This is a genomic window from Octadecabacter arcticus 238 (assembly GCF_000155735.2).
Lineage (GTDB): Bacteria > Pseudomonadota > Alphaproteobacteria > Rhodobacterales > Rhodobacteraceae > Octadecabacter > Octadecabacter arcticus.
The window spans coordinates 481,772-497,141 of the sequence record NC_020908.1; the positions used below are offsets into that span (position 1 = coordinate 481,772).

The 15,370-nt window shown below is 55.8% G+C and carries 16 protein-coding genes and 5 pseudogenes; 13 read left to right on the forward strand and 8 right to left on the reverse strand.

The features are described 5' to 3' along the window. Positions 1 to 30: 30 nt before the first annotated feature. From rsmI to OA238_RS02540, 5 genes are all read left to right on the forward strand, one after another. A complete protein-coding gene (rsmI, locus tag OA238_RS02515) occupies positions 31 to 891 on the forward strand; it encodes a 16S rRNA (cytidine(1402)-2'-O)-methyltransferase (protein ID WP_015493949.1) in 861 nt (286 codons plus the stop codon). Next, positions 888 to 1,259, forward strand: coding sequence for a YraN family protein (locus OA238_RS02520; RefSeq protein ID WP_015493950.1), 372 nt, complete (start codon positions 888 to 890; stop codon positions 1,257 to 1,259). Before rsmI ends, OA238_RS02520 begins: the two co-directional genes overlap by 4 nt. A gap of 60 nt (positions 1,260 to 1,319) precedes the next feature. Continuing rightward, complete coding sequence (gene gshB, locus OA238_RS02525; RefSeq protein ID WP_015493951.1) at positions 1,320 to 2,273, forward strand: glutathione synthase; 954 nt, start codon at positions 1,320 to 1,322, stop codon at positions 2,271 to 2,273. Between the two features lie 308 nt (positions 2,274 to 2,581). Next, positions 2,582 to 3,649: an IS630 family transposase gene (locus tag OA238_RS02535; RefSeq protein ID WP_015493952.1), complete on the forward strand. Its 1,068-nt coding sequence runs from the start codon at positions 2,582 to 2,584 to the stop codon at positions 3,647 to 3,649. 34 nt (positions 3,650 to 3,683) lie between these two features. Continuing rightward, positions 3,684 to 4,352: an alpha/beta hydrolase fold domain-containing protein gene (locus OA238_RS02540; protein WP_083906632.1), complete on the forward strand. Its 669-nt coding sequence runs from the start codon at positions 3,684 to 3,686 to the stop codon at positions 4,350 to 4,352. On the opposite strand, the gene OA238_RS02545 is transcribed toward OA238_RS02540, so the two are convergent. From OA238_RS02545 to cobU, 5 genes and pseudogenes are all read right to left on the reverse strand, one after another. Next, on the reverse strand, positions 4,322 to 5,833 hold the full coding sequence (locus tag OA238_RS02545) for a YifB family Mg chelatase-like AAA ATPase (RefSeq protein WP_015493954.1): 1,512 nt from the start codon (positions 5,831 to 5,833) through the stop codon (positions 4,322 to 4,324). The two genes, OA238_RS02540 and OA238_RS02545, sit on opposite strands and share 31 nt — an antisense overlap. An 87-nt stretch (positions 5,834 to 5,920) precedes the next feature. Continuing rightward, entirely contained in the window at positions 5,921 to 6,346 is a 426-nt protein-coding gene (locus tag OA238_RS28570) for a glutathione S-transferase family protein (RefSeq protein WP_051076361.1), read from the reverse strand. Positions 6,347 to 6,426: 80 nt separating this feature from the next. After that, positions 6,427 to 6,609 (reverse strand): annotated as a pseudogene (locus OA238_RS34880) (glutathione S-transferase); the annotation flags it as partial. 57 nt (positions 6,610 to 6,666) lie between these two features. Beyond that, positions 6,667 to 7,242, reverse strand: a complete 576-nt coding sequence (locus tag OA238_RS02555) for a histidine phosphatase family protein (protein WP_015493955.1) — start codon at positions 7,240 to 7,242, stop codon at positions 6,667 to 6,669. Beyond that, positions 7,239 to 7,772 carry a bifunctional adenosylcobinamide kinase/adenosylcobinamide-phosphate guanylyltransferase gene (gene cobU / locus OA238_RS02560; RefSeq protein WP_015493956.1) on the reverse strand — a complete coding sequence of 178 codons (534 nt, stop codon included), beginning with the start codon at positions 7,770 to 7,772 and terminating at the stop codon, positions 7,239 to 7,241. The genes OA238_RS02555 and cobU overlap by 4 nt, the downstream gene beginning before the upstream one ends. A 96-nt stretch (positions 7,773 to 7,868) precedes the next feature. On the opposite strand from cobU, the gene OA238_RS02565 reads away from it, so the two are divergent. The 6 genes and pseudogenes from OA238_RS02565 to OA238_RS29600 all read left to right on the forward strand — a co-directional run. Next, positions 7,869 to 8,747, forward strand: a complete 879-nt coding sequence (locus tag OA238_RS02565) for an RNA polymerase factor sigma-32 (protein ID WP_015493957.1) — start codon at positions 7,869 to 7,871, stop codon at positions 8,745 to 8,747. A 73-nt stretch (positions 8,748 to 8,820) separates the two neighbouring features. Next, positions 8,821 to 10,008: a bifunctional phosphopantothenoylcysteine decarboxylase/phosphopantothenate--cysteine ligase CoaBC gene (gene coaBC / locus OA238_RS02570; RefSeq protein ID WP_015493958.1), complete on the forward strand. Its 1,188-nt coding sequence runs from the start codon at positions 8,821 to 8,823 to the stop codon at positions 10,006 to 10,008. Further along, on the forward strand, positions 10,008 to 10,460 hold the full coding sequence (gene dut, locus OA238_RS02575; RefSeq protein ID WP_015493959.1) for a dUTP diphosphatase: 453 nt from the start codon (positions 10,008 to 10,010) through the stop codon (positions 10,458 to 10,460). The genes coaBC and dut overlap by 1 nt, the downstream gene beginning before the upstream one ends. An 11-nt stretch (positions 10,461 to 10,471) precedes the next feature. After that, the gene (locus OA238_RS02580) at positions 10,472 to 11,515 is read left to right on the forward strand and encodes a HesA/MoeB/ThiF family protein (protein WP_015493960.1); all 1,044 of its coding nucleotides are present in this window, start codon (positions 10,472 to 10,474) and stop codon (positions 11,513 to 11,515) included. A 64-nt stretch (positions 11,516 to 11,579) separates the two neighbouring features. Further along, positions 11,580 to 12,059: pseudogene (locus OA238_RS02585) on the forward strand (transporter substrate-binding domain-containing protein); the annotation flags it as partial. Positions 12,060 to 12,154: 95 nt separating this feature from the next. Next, positions 12,155 to 12,739: pseudogene (locus tag OA238_RS29600) on the forward strand (helix-turn-helix domain-containing protein); the annotation flags it as partial. Positions 12,740 to 12,790: 51 nt separating this feature from the next. On the opposite strand, the gene OA238_RS34405 reads toward OA238_RS29600, so the two are convergent. The 3 genes from OA238_RS34405 to OA238_RS33425 all read right to left on the reverse strand — a co-directional run bounded on the left by OA238_RS34405 (position 12,791) and on the right by OA238_RS33425 (position 14,207). Further along, on the reverse strand, positions 12,791 to 13,123 hold the full coding sequence (locus tag OA238_RS34405) for an IS66 family transposase (RefSeq protein ID WP_144055809.1): 333 nt from the start codon (positions 13,121 to 13,123) through the stop codon (positions 12,791 to 12,793). Further along, positions 13,023 to 13,880 carry an IS66 family transposase gene (locus OA238_RS32460; RefSeq protein ID WP_144055810.1) on the reverse strand — a complete coding sequence of 286 codons (858 nt, stop codon included), beginning with the start codon at positions 13,878 to 13,880 and terminating at the stop codon, positions 13,023 to 13,025. Before OA238_RS32460 ends, OA238_RS34405 begins: the two co-directional genes overlap by 101 nt. Positions 13,881 to 13,985: 105 nt before the next feature. After that, entirely contained in the window at positions 13,986 to 14,207 is a 222-nt protein-coding gene (locus OA238_RS33425) for a DUF6444 domain-containing protein (RefSeq protein ID WP_015495645.1), read from the reverse strand. A 137-nt stretch (positions 14,208 to 14,344) separates the two neighbouring features. Here OA238_RS33425 and OA238_RS02605 point away from each other — a divergent pair. Next, positions 14,345 to 15,001, forward strand: a pseudogene (locus OA238_RS02605) (ISL3 family transposase); the annotation flags it as partial. 26 nt (positions 15,002 to 15,027) lie between these two features. Continuing rightward, a pseudogene (locus OA238_RS02610) lies at positions 15,028 to 15,357 on the forward strand (type 2 periplasmic-binding domain-containing protein); the annotation flags it as partial. Between the last annotated feature and the right edge of the window lie 13 nt (positions 15,358 to 15,370).

Genomic DNA, 15,370 nt, shown 5'->3' on the forward strand with positions numbered 1-15,370 from the left:
TCATAATGCGCAGGACGTGAGGGTCTAGGCATGAATCACCGAACTATTCCCCTGACGGCGGGTCTATACTTGTGCGCCGTGCCAATCGGGAACGCGCGTGACGTAACGTTGCGGACGCTGGACATACTGGCAAGCGCGGATGTCATTGCCGCCGAAGACACCCGCAGCACACGTAAATTAATGGAAATTCATGGCATTTCCATCGGAAACCGACCGATGGTGGCGTATCATGACCATTCAACGGCCACCGTTCGCGATCGTCTTCTGGCGGCAGTAAAAGAGGGCAAATCGCTGGCCTATGTCTCCGAGGCGGGCACGCCGCTTGTCGCCGATCCAGGGTATAAACTTGGCGTCGATATGCGGGCAGCGGGTCTGCCCCTAACAGCCGCACCGGGGGCGTCTGCTGTCTTGGCGGCTTTGACCGTGTCGGGGCTGCCGACAGACGCGTTCCACTTTGCCGGATTTCTGGCCAACACCACGACCGCACGGCGCAGCGGACTTGAAGGCCTCAAAGACCTGCAAGCGACGGTCGTTTTGTATGAATCCCCGAAACGTATTCACGCAATGTTAAGTGATTTGAGCGATGTGTTGGGCGAAGGGCGCAACGTGGTGATCTGTCGTGAGCTGACCAAGAAATTCGAAGAGGTTCTTACTGGCACTGTGGCTAACGTATTGGACCAGATCGACGGTCGCACGTTGAAAGGCGAAATTGTCGTGCTCATTGATCGCGGCGACGTGGCCGTGATGAACGAAGACGATGTGAGAGAGGCTTTGATGTCGGCAATGCAAACCATGCGCGTGAAAGATGCCGCTACGGCTGTGGCCGGGGCTACGGGCATGGCGCGGCGTGATGTGTATCAATTGGCGCTAAGTTTGAAGGCTGAAACATGAACGCAAAACAACAACGGGGCCAGACGGCCTATCATGCAGGAATGGCTGCCGAAGACATTGTGGCGGAACGCTACGCACGTTGTGGGCGTGCAGTGTTGGCAAAACGGTGGCGTGGATCGGCAGGAGAAATTGATCTTATTGCTCGCGAAGGCGACATTGTCGTCTTTATTGAAGTTAAGAAAAGTAGCAGCCATGCGCAGGCCGCGACCCGCCTGACACGCCGGCAGATGGATCGAATTTATGGCGCGGGATCAGAATTCTTGGCAACCCAACCGCGCGGGCAGTTGACCGATGTGCGTTTTGATCTGGCGTTGGTCGACGAAATGGGACGCATCAAAGTCATCGAAAACGCGTTCATGACGGCCTGACCATTGCGCTTGGCTTGGGGCGCGTCCATGTAGGATGCAACCTATGGACTGGATCTCGCTATGACCGTTAAAAAATCCCTCGCCGTTGCGTTTCAGATGGACCCGATCGGCGCAATCGACATCAATGGCGACAGTTCGTTTCGCTTGGCCGAAGAAGCACAGGCGCTCGGTCATACGCTATTTTATTACACGCCGGATCAATTGAGCTATCAAGAAGGCCGTGTGATGGCGCGTGGGCAAGACTTGGTCGTGCGTCGCGAAGTGGGCAATCATTTCGACGTTGGCGACATGCGCGAACAAGACTTGGCGGACATTGATGTGATCTGGCTGCGCCAAGACCCGCCGTTCGACATGGGCTACATCACCACAACCCATATTCTGGACCGAATTCATCCTGACACGCTGGTGGTGAATGACCCATTTTGGGTGCGCAATTATCCTGAAAAATTGCTTGTTCTTGATTTTCCCGATCTCACACCCCCAACAGCAGTCGCGCGTGATCTTGAAACGCTCAAAGCATTCCGCGCGCGCCATGGCGATGTGATCCTCAAGCCGCTTTATAGCAACGGTGGTGCGGGTGTATTCAAGCTCACCCGCACGGACAGCAATCTTGCGTCCCTCCATGAGATGTTTATGGGTATCAATCGTGAGCCTTTGATTATGCAGAAATTTTTGCCGGATGTGAGCGCGGGTGACAAACGCATCATCCTTGTGAATGGTGATCCTGTGGGCGCCATCAACCGCGTTCCAGCCAAGGGCGAAACCCGCTCTAATATGCATGTTGGCGGCCGGCCGGAACCCATCGGCCTGACAAAACGTGATCGGGAAATTTGCGACCGAATTGGTCCGCTTCTGCGCGAAAAAGGTCAAATTTTTGTCGGCATTGATGTGATCGGTGACTACCTCACGGAAATCAACGTGACCTCCCCGACTGGCATCATGGAACTTGAACGGTTTGACAACGTCAACATTGCCGCGAAAATCTGGGAGGCGATTGAGGCCAAACGCCAATGACACCGTCGCGTCGCCTTCGCGTGCTGAATTTTGGAATGCGGTGGCTGGTCAAACCAAGTCTACGGCGCAGCAGAACGCCCGAAAAGGCGAACCGATCATTTGAGCGTGCGGCACCATTTTTGTTTAGCACACCCAAAGGGTTATGTTTCCAACAAGACGGCCCATGCAGCCGCATCACCGTTGGCACGCCACTGCCCGACCGCGCTTTTTTGTATCTATACTCCTGCGCCTGAATTGACCTGACGATTTTGGGCCTGCGATTCACTTCGTCGCATGGCCAAAGGCGGTTCAGTCTGTATTTTGAGTTTATGAGCAAGCAATACAAAACAGTCTCCTTATCCGACGAGCAGCGCATAGCACTTGAAGCGCTTTGCCGCCGCCGCAAAGTTGACGCCCTTGTTTGGAAACGGGCGCGCGCGTTTTTTCTTTTGGACGCAGGAGAAGACGCCGGAACGGTTTGCCGGATTTTGGATATTGGCCCGACAGTTTTGACGGAGTGGCGATTTGCCTTTGCCGGTGCGGGACTATCGTTTTTCGGTCTGAAGGACTACAGCCAGCGTCAGGGTCATTTGTCCGTCGTGCAAGAGCAGGCGGTGAGAGCCCATTTCACCGCGCAGCCTGCCCGCAATGCCGATGAGGTCTGTGCCTATGTTCTAGCCGAGTGCGACCAAAACTACAGCACGTCGGGAGCCGCCAAGCTGATGCGCCGCCTGGGGTTCGCGTATAAGAAACCACAATTGCTGCCTGCACAGGCCGATGAAGCCAAGCAGGCTGCGTTTATTGCCAAATATGAGGCCCTGATGAACGGGTTGGCCGCAGATGAGATGGTTGTCTTTTCGGACGCTGTCCACCCCGAACACCAGAGCCGCCCCGCCCATGGTTGGTTCCCCAAGGGACAAAAGACGGCCCTGAAGGCGACATCAGGGCGCAAGCGGCTCAACATTCAGGGCGCGCTTGACCTTGAGACTTTCCAGTTCACCTTTGTGGAAGGCGAGAAGATCAATGCCCAGACAACCCGACAGATGCTGGAAAAGTTGGAACGCAACAACCAAACCAAGACGGCCATCCACGTCTTTGTCGACAATGCCCGCTATCATCATGCCAAGATACTACAGCCATGGCTGGACAGCCCAGAACGTCGGGTGAAGTTGCATTTCTTGCCAGCATATGCCCCGCACCTCAACCCGATCGAGCGTCTTTGGGGTGTTATGCACAAATGGGTCACCCACAATCGGCACTATGCAACGTTCAACCAATTCACAGAGGCCATTTTCGACTTCTTCCGCAAGACCCTGCCAGAAAAATGGCCAGAGTTCCGCGACACCGTCACCGACAACTTCCGCGTCATATCGCTCAAGGAATACAAAGTGATTTGAGGGGAAAACCTCAGGTCAATTCAGGCGCGGGAGTATACATGGCGGCGCCTTTGTCACTGGATCGCAGCGCAGTTATCGCGGTTTTTGCGGCCGTTTGGCGAAACGCAGCAACGCGGCAGTTTTTATTGCAGACTACCCAAAGCTGCAGGAGGCGCCGTTTCCGGCGGCACCGGTCGCGGCCTTGGCAGCGTGGGATCATTTGATCGCATCCGGCTGGGCCGCCCATCAGATCGTAATTGCTGGTGACAGCGCAGGTGGAAACCTTGTGTTTGGTCTGCTCGCAACTGTGTTGGCGCGCGGCGAACGTCCCGCCGGAGTGTTGGCGCTGTCCCCTTGGACCGACCTCACATTGTCGGGTGAAACCATCACAACCAGCGCCAAAAAAGATCCATTAATTCCAGTGAGCCGGATGCAGGAAGCTGTGGATTTATACATGGACGGTGGCGACCCTGCGCAACCCTTGGCAAGTCCGCTATTTGCAAGCTATCCCAACCCGCCTCCGATCCTCATTCAAGTCGGATCCGATGAGGTATTACTTAGCGATTCCGAAAGAATAGCCTTAGCCACGGGCGCAACTTTGGATATCTGGCCTGATTGCCCGCATGTCTGGCAGTTATTTGACGGACGACTGCCCGAGGCGAATGCGGCAATGCGCAAGGCGGCAGCGTTCATTCACAGCTCCTTTGAAAGCGCCAAGCGATAGCCTGCGGCCTCGGCGACATGGGGCTTGCGAACATCCGCTGATCCGTCCAAATCTGCAATTGTCCGCGCCACCCGCAACACGCGGTGATAGCCCTGCGCGCTTAGCCCAAAGCGTTCGGCGACGCGCAACAACAAGTCCTTTCCGTCGGCGTCTGGTGTCGCCACGTCTTCTAATGCGCGGCCTTCAAGGTCCGCGTTTACCCGCACGGACGTGCCCGCGAACCGAGCGGTTTGCACTGCGCGACCTGTCGCCACACGCGCAGCAATCATGGCTGAGGTTTCACCTGATTGTGGCAGGTCGAGGTCACACAATGCGACAGGCGGCACCTCGATGCGCAGATCGAAACGGTCCATCAGTGGGCCGGAAATGCGCGACATATATTCTTCGCCACAAATAGGAACGCGCGCGCAAGCACGGATCGGATCGGCTAAGTAACAGCATTTGCAGGGGTTTGCCGCAGCGACAAGCATGAATCGGCATGGATACCGGACATGCGCATTGGCGCGCGCAACAACAACTTCGCCAGATTCTACAGGTTGGCGCAGGGTTTCGAGGACCGTGCGCGGGTATTCGGGAAATTCATCCATGAACAGCACGCCATTGTGCGCCAGTGAAATTTCACCGGGTTTTGCATTGCGTCCGCCGCCGACAATTGCGGCCATGGATGCGGTGTGGTGGGGTTCGCGAAAGGGGCGTGCGCGGTTGATGCCGCCGTCGCTGAGCAAACCGGCGAGTGAGTGGATCATCGAGGTTTCCAGCGCCTCGGTCGAGCTTAATGGCGGCAAAATTCCAGACAGACGCGCCGCCAGCATCGATTTACCTGACCCGGGTGAGCCGACCATTAGCACGTGGTGGCGTCCTGTTGCGGCAATTTCCAAGGCGCGCTTTGCCTTTTCTTGGCCCTTCACATCTGCGAAATCGCGGCCCATTGGGTGGGGCGCGACCTCACCCGGTTCAGCGGGGGACAGCGGCGATTGGCCGGTGAAATGTCGCAGCGCTTCGGCCAATGTGCGCGGCGCATAGACGGCTGCGGCGTCAACCCATGCGGCTTCCGGTCCGCAGGCATATGGGCAAACGAGCGATTTATTTTCAATGGCAGCGGTCATGGCGGCGGGCAGCGCACCGAGGACAGGAACCAACGTGCCATCCAAGGACAATTCCCCCAAAGCCACGGTTTCTGAAACTTTGTCACGGGGGATCACGTCTAGTGCTGCGAGCAGGGCAAGCGCGATCGGCAGGTCGAAATGGGACCCTTCTTTCGGCAAATCCGCAGGCGACAGGTTTATTGTAATTCTCTTGGACGGCAGCGCGATGGACAATGCACTCAGGGACGCGCGCACGCGATCTCGGGCCTCTGAAACAGCCTTGTCCGGCAGGCCGACGATCGAAAACCCCGGCATTCCGGGCGACGTCGCGCATTGCACTTCGACCAGACGCGCATCCACCCCCTCGAAGGCCACTGTGTAGGCCCGTGCCACCATTTCAAATACCCCTCAACCATAAACATAGGTTAACGGGAAGGTGGTTACTGAAAGGTAAACGCCGCGATAAGTAATTGAAATATAGCGCTAGTTGGGCCAGTTTTCCGTCGGCAAATCGAGGTCGAATTTCGCCATGACAGGGTCGTTTGCCAAACCATCGGCGCGCCATTTCTGAAAGGCAGGATCGGCAAGATGCGCCGCAACGTAGGCTTTCGTGACGGGCCGCGTGTTGAATTTGTAGGTGGCAAGGCGGCTGGCCATGGGTGCAAAAACCGCATCAGCAAGCGAGTATTCGCCACACAACCACGGCCCATCTGCGCCGGTTTTGGCACGCGCATTGGCCCATATCGTTTCCAACCGGTCGAGTTCTGTTTCAATGTCGGGCGGGGCGACAGCGCCCACAAATGCATGGCGCAGATTGACCGGCCAACCGCCTCGCAACCCGCCGAAATTTGAATGCATTTCGGCAGCAACGGTCCGTGCCACGGCGCGGGCCGCTGGATCCGAGGCCACATTTGCGCGTCGGGAAATCGGGATGACAATTCTTCTGCGATCGCAAAACTGTCAGACACGACCACACCGTCAGGGGTGATCATCGTGGGCAATGTCCGCGCTGGTGGCGTGTCTTTAAGAAAGCGAGCGACATCAAATTCAGCCTGTGGATGCACGATTTGAATGTTGAAATGCCTCGACAAGCCAAACTTTTCGACCATGAGGTAGGCCGCAATCGACCAGCTGAAATACAAACGATTTCCAAGGATTAACTGATATGTCATGGTGAATATTAAGTCCAAACCGCGTGGCCAGCAAATCGCAATTCGTGCGCGACGTCGTCACGGGATGTGATTGATGCGAGCGACGCCCCATGTCGGATGCATCTGTATTTCAGTCACAGAATAATTGTCGATCCGGTGTGACAGAGCGCGGTAAGGCGCTATGCCCGCGGCCTGTGCAACTTGGCTTAGGATGGCGCCAAAGTGTGCAACTGCAATTATATTGCGGCGTGGATTTTGCGCCGTCAAAGCAATGATATCTGCGGTAACGCGGGCTGCTGCGGTATTCCAGCTTTCGCCCTGTGGTGGGGCGATATCACCCGGATTTTCCCAATAACCCCGTGACAGATCGGGCCATCTCTCCGCCACTTCTGAAAAGTGCAAACCGTCCCATGCGCCAAAATCAAATTCGCGCAATCCCACACGGTGGGGCAGGCGGGTGCGACTGCCTTGGATGGCGCTCGCCGTGTCCACGGACCGCGACAGGTCAGATGACACAACAAGCGCGTCATGTGGCAACGCGGCTTCAAGACGCGCGATTTGGGCGGTGTCGGACAGGTCTGCTGGCACGTCACGATGTCCGACAAACGCCTTTTCATGGGTCGGGGCGTGTCGGATCCAATAGATGACCGTCATGTTAACAATCCGGCTTCACCTTTGAGGGTTTGCGGCAATCCGGCAGTGACCTGAACCACCAAATCCGCCTGCGCCGCCAGCAATTGGTTAAGCCGCCCCTGCGCATTTCGGAACTGGCGGGCGAGCTTGTTGTCAGGAACTATGCCGTGACCCACCTCGTTTGAGACGACGATCACGTGTGCGGGGCAGGTCGTGAGCGCCGCCAAAAGGCTGGCACACGCGGCTGCAATGTCTTGATCCGCAAGCAAAATGTTGGACAGCCAAAGCGTGGCGCAATCCAGTAAAACAATTTGCCCAATGGTGCAGGTAGCCAGGGCCGACTTCACGTCCAGCGGGGCTTCGATCGTCAACCAGTCCGGTCCGCGTTGGCTGCGGTGGTCAGAAATTTTCGCACGCATCTCATCGTCAAATGCCTGCGCAGTCGCGATGTAAATGCGCGTTTTAGTTGATTTAAAACAAAGCGATTCCGCGAATGCGGATTTACCGGAAGAAGCGCCACCCAGGACAAGAGTAAACTGCGGCAAGGCCAAAACCGTAACTTTCTATGATCTGTAAACGTTTCTAATCCGTAAACAGAATAGCACCAAAAGAATAGAGGTGCGACGACAGTTTTTGGGATGAGAAACATGGCGATCAATCAAAGCGACGACAGGGCCCTAACCCGCAAGGCGATGAAGGCTGAACTTTTGGATGCCGAAACGGAACTGGCACTTGCCTACGCGTGGCGCGACGAGCGCGACGAACAAGCGCTTCATCGGCTCATCACCGCGTATATGCGTTTGGCCATCTCTATGGCATCAAAATTCCGACGCTACGGCGCGCCGATGAATGATTTGATTCAGGAGGCGTCTTTAGGATTGATGAAAGCCGCCGATAAATTTGACCCCGACCGTGGCGTGCGGTTTTCGACCTATGCAGTGTGGTGGATCAAGGCGTCGATCCAAGATCATGTGATGCGCAACTGGTCGATGGTACGCACCGGATCCACGTCATCGCAAAAGTCGCTGTTCTTCAATTTGCGCCGCGTTCAGGCCCGTCTTGAAAGAGAGGCGATGAAGCGTGGGGAAACACTTGATCGCCACGACATGCGCCAAATGATTGCCACAGAAGTCGGCGTGCCGCTGCGCGATGTCGAAATGATGGAAGGACGTCTAAGTGGGTCTGATTTTTCGCTCAATGCGACCCAATCGAGCGAGGATGAAGGGCGCGAGTGGATTGATGCGCTGGAAGATGACGGCGAACAAGCCGCTGACGCCGTTCAAAATTCCCATGACACTGACACGCTGCGACAGTGGCTTTTAACGGCCCTCACCGCGTTGAGCGATCGTGAACAATTTATCGTTCGCGAACGTAAGTTGCGTGATGCACCGCGCACACTTGAAAGCCTTGGCACGGAACTTAGCCTGTCTAAAGAACGCGTTCGCCAGCTTGAAGCTGCGGCATTTGGCAAGATGCGCAAGAGCCTTGAAGGGCAAAGCCAGGAGGTTCACAGCTTCCTCGCCTAAACCGCAGTTTTCGGGACTGGTTCTTCGAGCGGCGAGCGCCTAGTCTTTGGGCGTTGATCGAAAGGCGTGGCACATGGCTGGCAAGAAAATTCTATTGATAATTGGCGGCGGTATCGCGGCGTTCAAATCGCTCGATCTGATCCGGCGGCTGCGCGAACGCGGCCATCAGGTGACACCGGTGTTGACGAAAGCCGCCATCGAATTTGTGACACCGCTCAGCGTGTCTGCGCTTGCTGGTGAAAAAGTCTACCAAGATCTGTTCGATCTCAACGATGAAGCAGAGATGGGCCACATAGAGCTTAGTCGCGCCGCAGATTTGGTTGTTGTCGCGCCTGCGACGGCGGACTTGATGGCTAAAGTGGCCCATGGCCACGCCAATGATCTGGCGTCGACTTTGCTTTTGGCGACCGACAAACGTGTGTTGGTTGCCCCCTCCATGAACGTGCGCATGTGGGAGCATGCCGCGACACAGCGAAATTTGGCGACTTTGGAAAAAGATGGTATTTTGACCTGTGGCCCCAATGAGGGCGATATGGCCTGTGGTGAATTCGGGTTTGGTCGGATGGCGGAACCGATGGAAATTGTCGCCGCGATTGAGGCGGCTTTGAACGACGGGCCTTTAAAAGGCCGCCACATTCTGGTGACATCCGGCCCGACCCATGAACCGATTGATCCGGTGCGCTACATCGCCAACCGGTCTTCGGGCACGCAGGGCACGGCCATTGCACGGGCACTGCTGGGCCTTGGTGCAAGGGTCACATTTGTGACCGGCCCCGCGGATGTCGTGGCCCCTATGGGCGTCGATCTGGTCAAAGTTCAAACTGCGGAGCAAATGTTGGACGCCGTGCAGGCCGCGCAAGATGTGGACGTTGGGATTTTCGCGGCAGCCGTGGCCGATTGGCGCATTGCGAACGCGTCCGATCAGAAGATCAAAAAAGATGGCAAAGGTTTCCCCGTTCTGGAATTTTCAGAAAACCCTGACATCTTGGCGACGGTGTGCGCGTCCAAAACCCGTCCGGCCCTTGTGGTGGGTTTTGCCGCTGAAACGCAGAACGTCGTGGAAAATGCGACAGCCAAACGCAAACGCAAAGGTTGCGATTGGATCGTCGCCAACGACGTGTCGCCGAGCACTGGTATCATGGGTGGGTCAGAAAATGATGTGGTCTTGATCACCGCCGAAGGGTCTGAGGATTGGCCGCGCATGGGCAAGGACCAAGTTGCGCAACGCCTAGCCGAGAAAATTGCTGTGGCACTGGGCTGATGGTCACGATCCGGTTTGAATGGATCGCGGGCGCGGATGAAACGTTCGGCCTGCCGACCTACGCAACGTCAGGTGCGGCGGGTGCTGACTTGCGGGCAAATCTTGATGATCGTCAGATAGTTACATTGGACGTTGGCGCGCGTATTTTGGTGCCGACGGGCCTGCAATTGGCGATTCCTGCGGGGTTCGAAGTACAGGTTAGGCCGCGATCCGGCTTGGCATTGAAACACGGCATCACGCTGCCAAATAGTCCGGGCACAATCGACAGCGACTATCGTGGACCGCTTGGCGTAATTATCCAAAACGGTGGCACCAAACCGTTCGAAATTACCCACGGGATGCGCATCGCGCAAATGGTGGTCGCGCCCGTTGTGCAGGCTACGTTTACAGTCGGGTCTGTCGATGAAACGGCCCGTGGTACGGGTGGTTTCGGCTCGACCGGCACGACGTAAGGAGCGCAGGAATGATCATCGTCCTATCACTCGCGGCGGCCCTATGGGCTATCGGCTGGGCGAACGGCGCATCGCGCAACACGCGGGCCGCGATGGTTGCCGTCTTGATGGTTGCCGTCATTGTGGTGCACTTAATATTACCGGACGAACACCCGATCCGCCAGAACACGGGTCATGAAGCGGCACTGTGGATATTTATCATTGTGGCCGGATTTATTATCTGGGGGTATTCCAGTTTGCTGTCGCGAATGCGCTCACGGGTGCAGGACGGCGAAGACCGAGCGGCGCAACCGCCTCCCCATTCAGGTCCGTTCAGTGACACTGAACTGGACCGTTACGCCCGTCATATCGTGCTGCGCGAGATTGGTGGCGCCGGGCAAAAGGCGCTAAAGGATGCATCAGTTCTGGTGATTGGCGCGGGCGGTTTGGGCGCGCCTGCGTTGCAATATCTCGCAGCTGCTGGTGTCGGAACCATCGGCGTGATCGACGATGATGTGGTGGAAAATTCCAACCTGCAGCGGCAGGTGATCCATACGGTTGCAGGCATCGGTATGGCGAAAGTTCAATCTGCCGCCGATGCGATGACCGCACTCAATCCGAATATCACAGTGCGACCCTATCATCGCCGGTTGACGCCTGACATCGCGACAGACCTGATTGTGGATTATGATCTGGTGCTTGATGGCAGCGACAATTTCGATACGCGGTATCTGGTGAATGGGGTCTGTGCCAAGGCGGGTCTGCCGTTGATATCGGCGGCCCTAACGCAGTGGGAAGGGCAGATCAGCCTATATGACCCTGCCAACGGAACCCCCTGTTATCAATGTATTTTCCCGCAACGACCTGACCCTACTTTGGTGCCAAGCTGCGCAGAAGGTGGCGTGCTTGGCCCGTTGCCCGGCGTGCTCGGCGCGATGATGGCGGTGGAGGCTGTGAAAGCGATAACCAGCGCGGGTGAGGGCTTGCGCGGCCGCCTACTGATTTATGACGCACTTTACGGCGAGACGCGCACAATTGTAGCCAAACCGCGCGCCGGTTGCCCGATTTGCGGCTGAACGCTTGCCACTGCGAACCGCTGCGCCATACTCGCCTTAACAATCGAAAACCAAGGAGACTGCCATGAAGACCCCTATGATCGCCGCTGTTGCAGCCCTATTTGCAACCGCCGCACTGCCCACATTTGCATTTGCGGACGGCCACCTGCCAGACCTTGAGGGCCGCGAGGTCGTTATTGTCACTGAAAACGCCTACCCGCCGCTGCAATTTATGGACAGTGACGGCAACGCGGTCGGATGGGAATATGACGCTATGGCAGAGGTCGCCGAACGTCTGAACATCACAATCGTTTATGAAAACATCAGCTGGGACGCGATGATTCCAGCCGTGTCCGAAGGCCAGTTCGGTATGGGCATGACCGGCATCACAATCCGCGAAGATCGTGCGGAAGTCGTCGATTTTTCCGACAGTTACATGACGTCTGAAATGGCGATGCTGGTGCGTGGCGACGAAGACCGGTTCAGTGATGCCGCGTCTTTTGCAGCCGACGCCGACCTGCTTGTCGCCGCACAGCCGGGCACAACGCCGTTCTATGTCGCGGTCGGCTCTTCTCCGCTTTGTTGAGTAAGAAAAGATGCTGACCATCAAGTAACCTGTTGATATGTTAGGTTTCTGACAACTTTACATAGGGCAGGTATATGACCATCGACATCTCGCAACATATTTTACGCCTGAAGGGGCAACGTGTAAATGAAATTGAGCTGGCTGAAGACTGTGCGAAGGTTATTGTTCAGTGCAGTCGGGATGCCCGCAGGAGCGCTATAGACCCTGCAACCGGCAAGAAGGGTAGCATCAACCAACATATTCGCCGACAAGTAAACGACATCCCGTTTTTTGGGTATCCTTGTGTGATTGAGATTGAGCTAGCGCAGGTTTTTATTAGCAAGGGTGAGCGCCGCATTGAGGCGTGTCCTTTTGTTGATAAAGGGTGCCGTTTCACCCATCGATTTTGCCATCTTATCAGTGGATTGTGCCGTCATTTATCCATTCTGGCTGTCTCCAGGCATTTAGGTATACGATGGGAGACGGTAAAGAATATCGACAAGGCATACCTGATGGAAACGCTCCCTGCGCTTGATCCCGCACAGCTTGCTGGCTTGGAATACATTGGTGTCGATGAAGTGGCCCGGGCGAAAGGTCATGACTATATGACGGTGGTCTACGATATGGTCGGAGGGCATCTGATCTGGGTGGAAGCCGGTCGAACTGCCGAAGTTTTTTCGTAACTCCCAAGGACCCCATCGGATATCGGGTTTTGTGTTGCCCTTGCGACGTTAGAGCCGAGCGATGATCTGTTGTGGTGATAGGGTGAGTGTTTCGAGGATATTGCCCCCGTGTTTTCTGACCGTCGAGATGACGGATCTGATGTCAGCGAAGACCTGTGCGCCCTCGAGGGTGCGGAAAGTTCCCGAGATTTTCATGCGCAACTTCATCATGCGCAGGTCCCGTTCGGCCTGATTGTTGGTGAAGGGAACTGTGAAGTCCGTAAGGAACCTTAGGACGTCATCACGGTAGTTCGCGCAAGCGGACCAGAAGGTTATGGCCTGGCCGCCTGGCTTTTCGGCCTCGCGCACCAGTGCGTCTAGCCAGTGGGTCTTGTCGCTCATGGAAGGCGAGGCCCTCGGTGAGGATCGCCATGTATTTGGTGAGGATGCCGTGGTGAACCGACGTGGGGAGTTCGGTCTCGCCTCGCCCCTGAGCCGCGCACTTGAGCTGATTGGCGCTGTTGAGCAGCACGCTCATCGCGCACGCCCACGGCTCCTTTTCGATTTCTTCGATGGCCTTGAGTTCCCGTAAATGATGCGCCCCGCACAGGGCGTGCGCGTCCACCCCACTCATATGGGCGTAATAGGACTTCCAGTGGTCATGAACAATTGTCCCGCCGGTCAGGAAGGATGGAACAGCACCGCGCTTGGCGCTGATGCGATAATGCGTGAAGGCGAGATCGCTGATTGAGTGCAGCCAGTGCAGCTTACCATCAACACGAAGTCCGGTCTCATCCAGATGCCGAACGCCGCCTTCATTGAGCCGGGCCAGAATGTGTTCGACGACGCCACCCAAGGTACGCGCTGTGCCGTTCACCCAGTTGGTCACGCTGGCCGCGCATAGGCTGGTGGCACCAAACAAATCACGCAGGAGTTGGCAGACCCGATCCTCGGGGATCAGCTGCTGAACATTGCAGTAGACCGCCGCCGCCCGAATGCGCTTACCGTATTGCACGTGTGCATTCACGCCATCGGGAAAGGTGGCTGTCGTCGTGGCTCGGCAATGGCCACAACAATAAATCGCTGCCTGATGCTCTGTGACCTCCAGACGCGGCACCGGTATGTCATAAACCTGACGCCTCTCCACCGCCTTGATCATCCCAGCCGTCAAGCCATGCTGACAGGTGCCACAGGCCTCAGCCTCATGTCGCTCCACAAAGTCAGGCGTTGCTGTCTGACGTAGGGTGTCGCCTCGGTGGCCAACTTAACCACCACTTTTCTTACCGGACTTACCACGCAGGCTACGCGGTACCGGCTTCTTCAACCCATCACTCGAAGGCGGCTTGCTGCTATTACTGCTGTTCTTGGCCAACTGACGCCGCAGATCCGCATTCTCTTGCGCCATGCTCGCCAACGCGGCTTCCAACTCGGCGATCCTGCGCAGAGCCGTGGCGAGGAGTTGTTCAAGAGCAGTAACTTGGTCCATTCCACCAATGATTCAGAGAAATCGTCACAGCGCCACGAAATTCAGACCACAACAGAAAATTCATGCGCCTAATAACCAAGGAGACTCACATCAAAACTGACAAAAACCCGTTATCGGCTGGGGTGCTTGGGAGTTACGTTTTTTCAAGGTTTTTGAAACAGCTGCGGCCAGATACAGCCCATAAAATAAAGGCCGTGTCGATGGATATGGGGCCTGCCTACCAAAAGGCTGTCAGGGAGTCCTTGCCGATGGCCGACATCGTATTTGACCGTTTCCACGTCATGAAAAACTACAGCAAGGCTATCCATAATCAGCGTCGCCTTGAGTTCAGGAAGGCCGATCAAAGTGGTAAAGAGTTGATGAAGGGCACGCATTATCTGTTGCTCAAAAATGCGGATAAGTTGAATGAAAAACAAAGTAACAAGCTGCAAACGTTGCTGGAGAGCAATAGCAACCTGAATACGCTTTACGTCTTAAAAGAACAGCTTCAGGCTCTGTGGAGCGCCCCATCATTTGAGGGGATGTCAGAGCAACTGGAAAATTGGTGCCTGATCGCAGATCAGTCACACATGCTCTATCTGAAAAAGTTCGCAAAATCACTAAGAAAACATTGTGTGGGCATATGCAACTACGCGAAACACAAGCTGACAAGCGCCAGGATAGAGGCTTGTAATGTCAGTATAGGAATGATCCGCAAACGAGCCAGGGGCATCAGGGATACCGAATACTTCAAACTCAAAATTAGACAATCATCCATCCCAGATAATCAATCTATGTTCTATTTGAAATCCTAGAATAACTCAACAAAGCGGAGAAGAGCCTCGCGGTCTATGACGTGCTTGACGCGAATGAGGCCAACCCACGCATTCAACTGTTTGAAACCTTTGGCGCGGGCGTTGCGGCATTGCGCAATGGCGACGTTGATTTGGTGCTGACTGACGGTGTCGCAGCGGCGGGGTATGTCGATGCCAGCGATGGCGGGCTTAAGGTTGTGGGCGAAAAACTGGGTTCCGAAGACTTCGGGTTTATCTTTCCGCAGGGCTCCGATTTGGTGGGCCCGATCAATGCTGCGATCGCCGATATGCGCAGCGATGGCACGATAGACGCGCTGAACACCCATTGGTTCTTGGACCACAAGCTGGGCCAATAAGGGCAGGATAGTC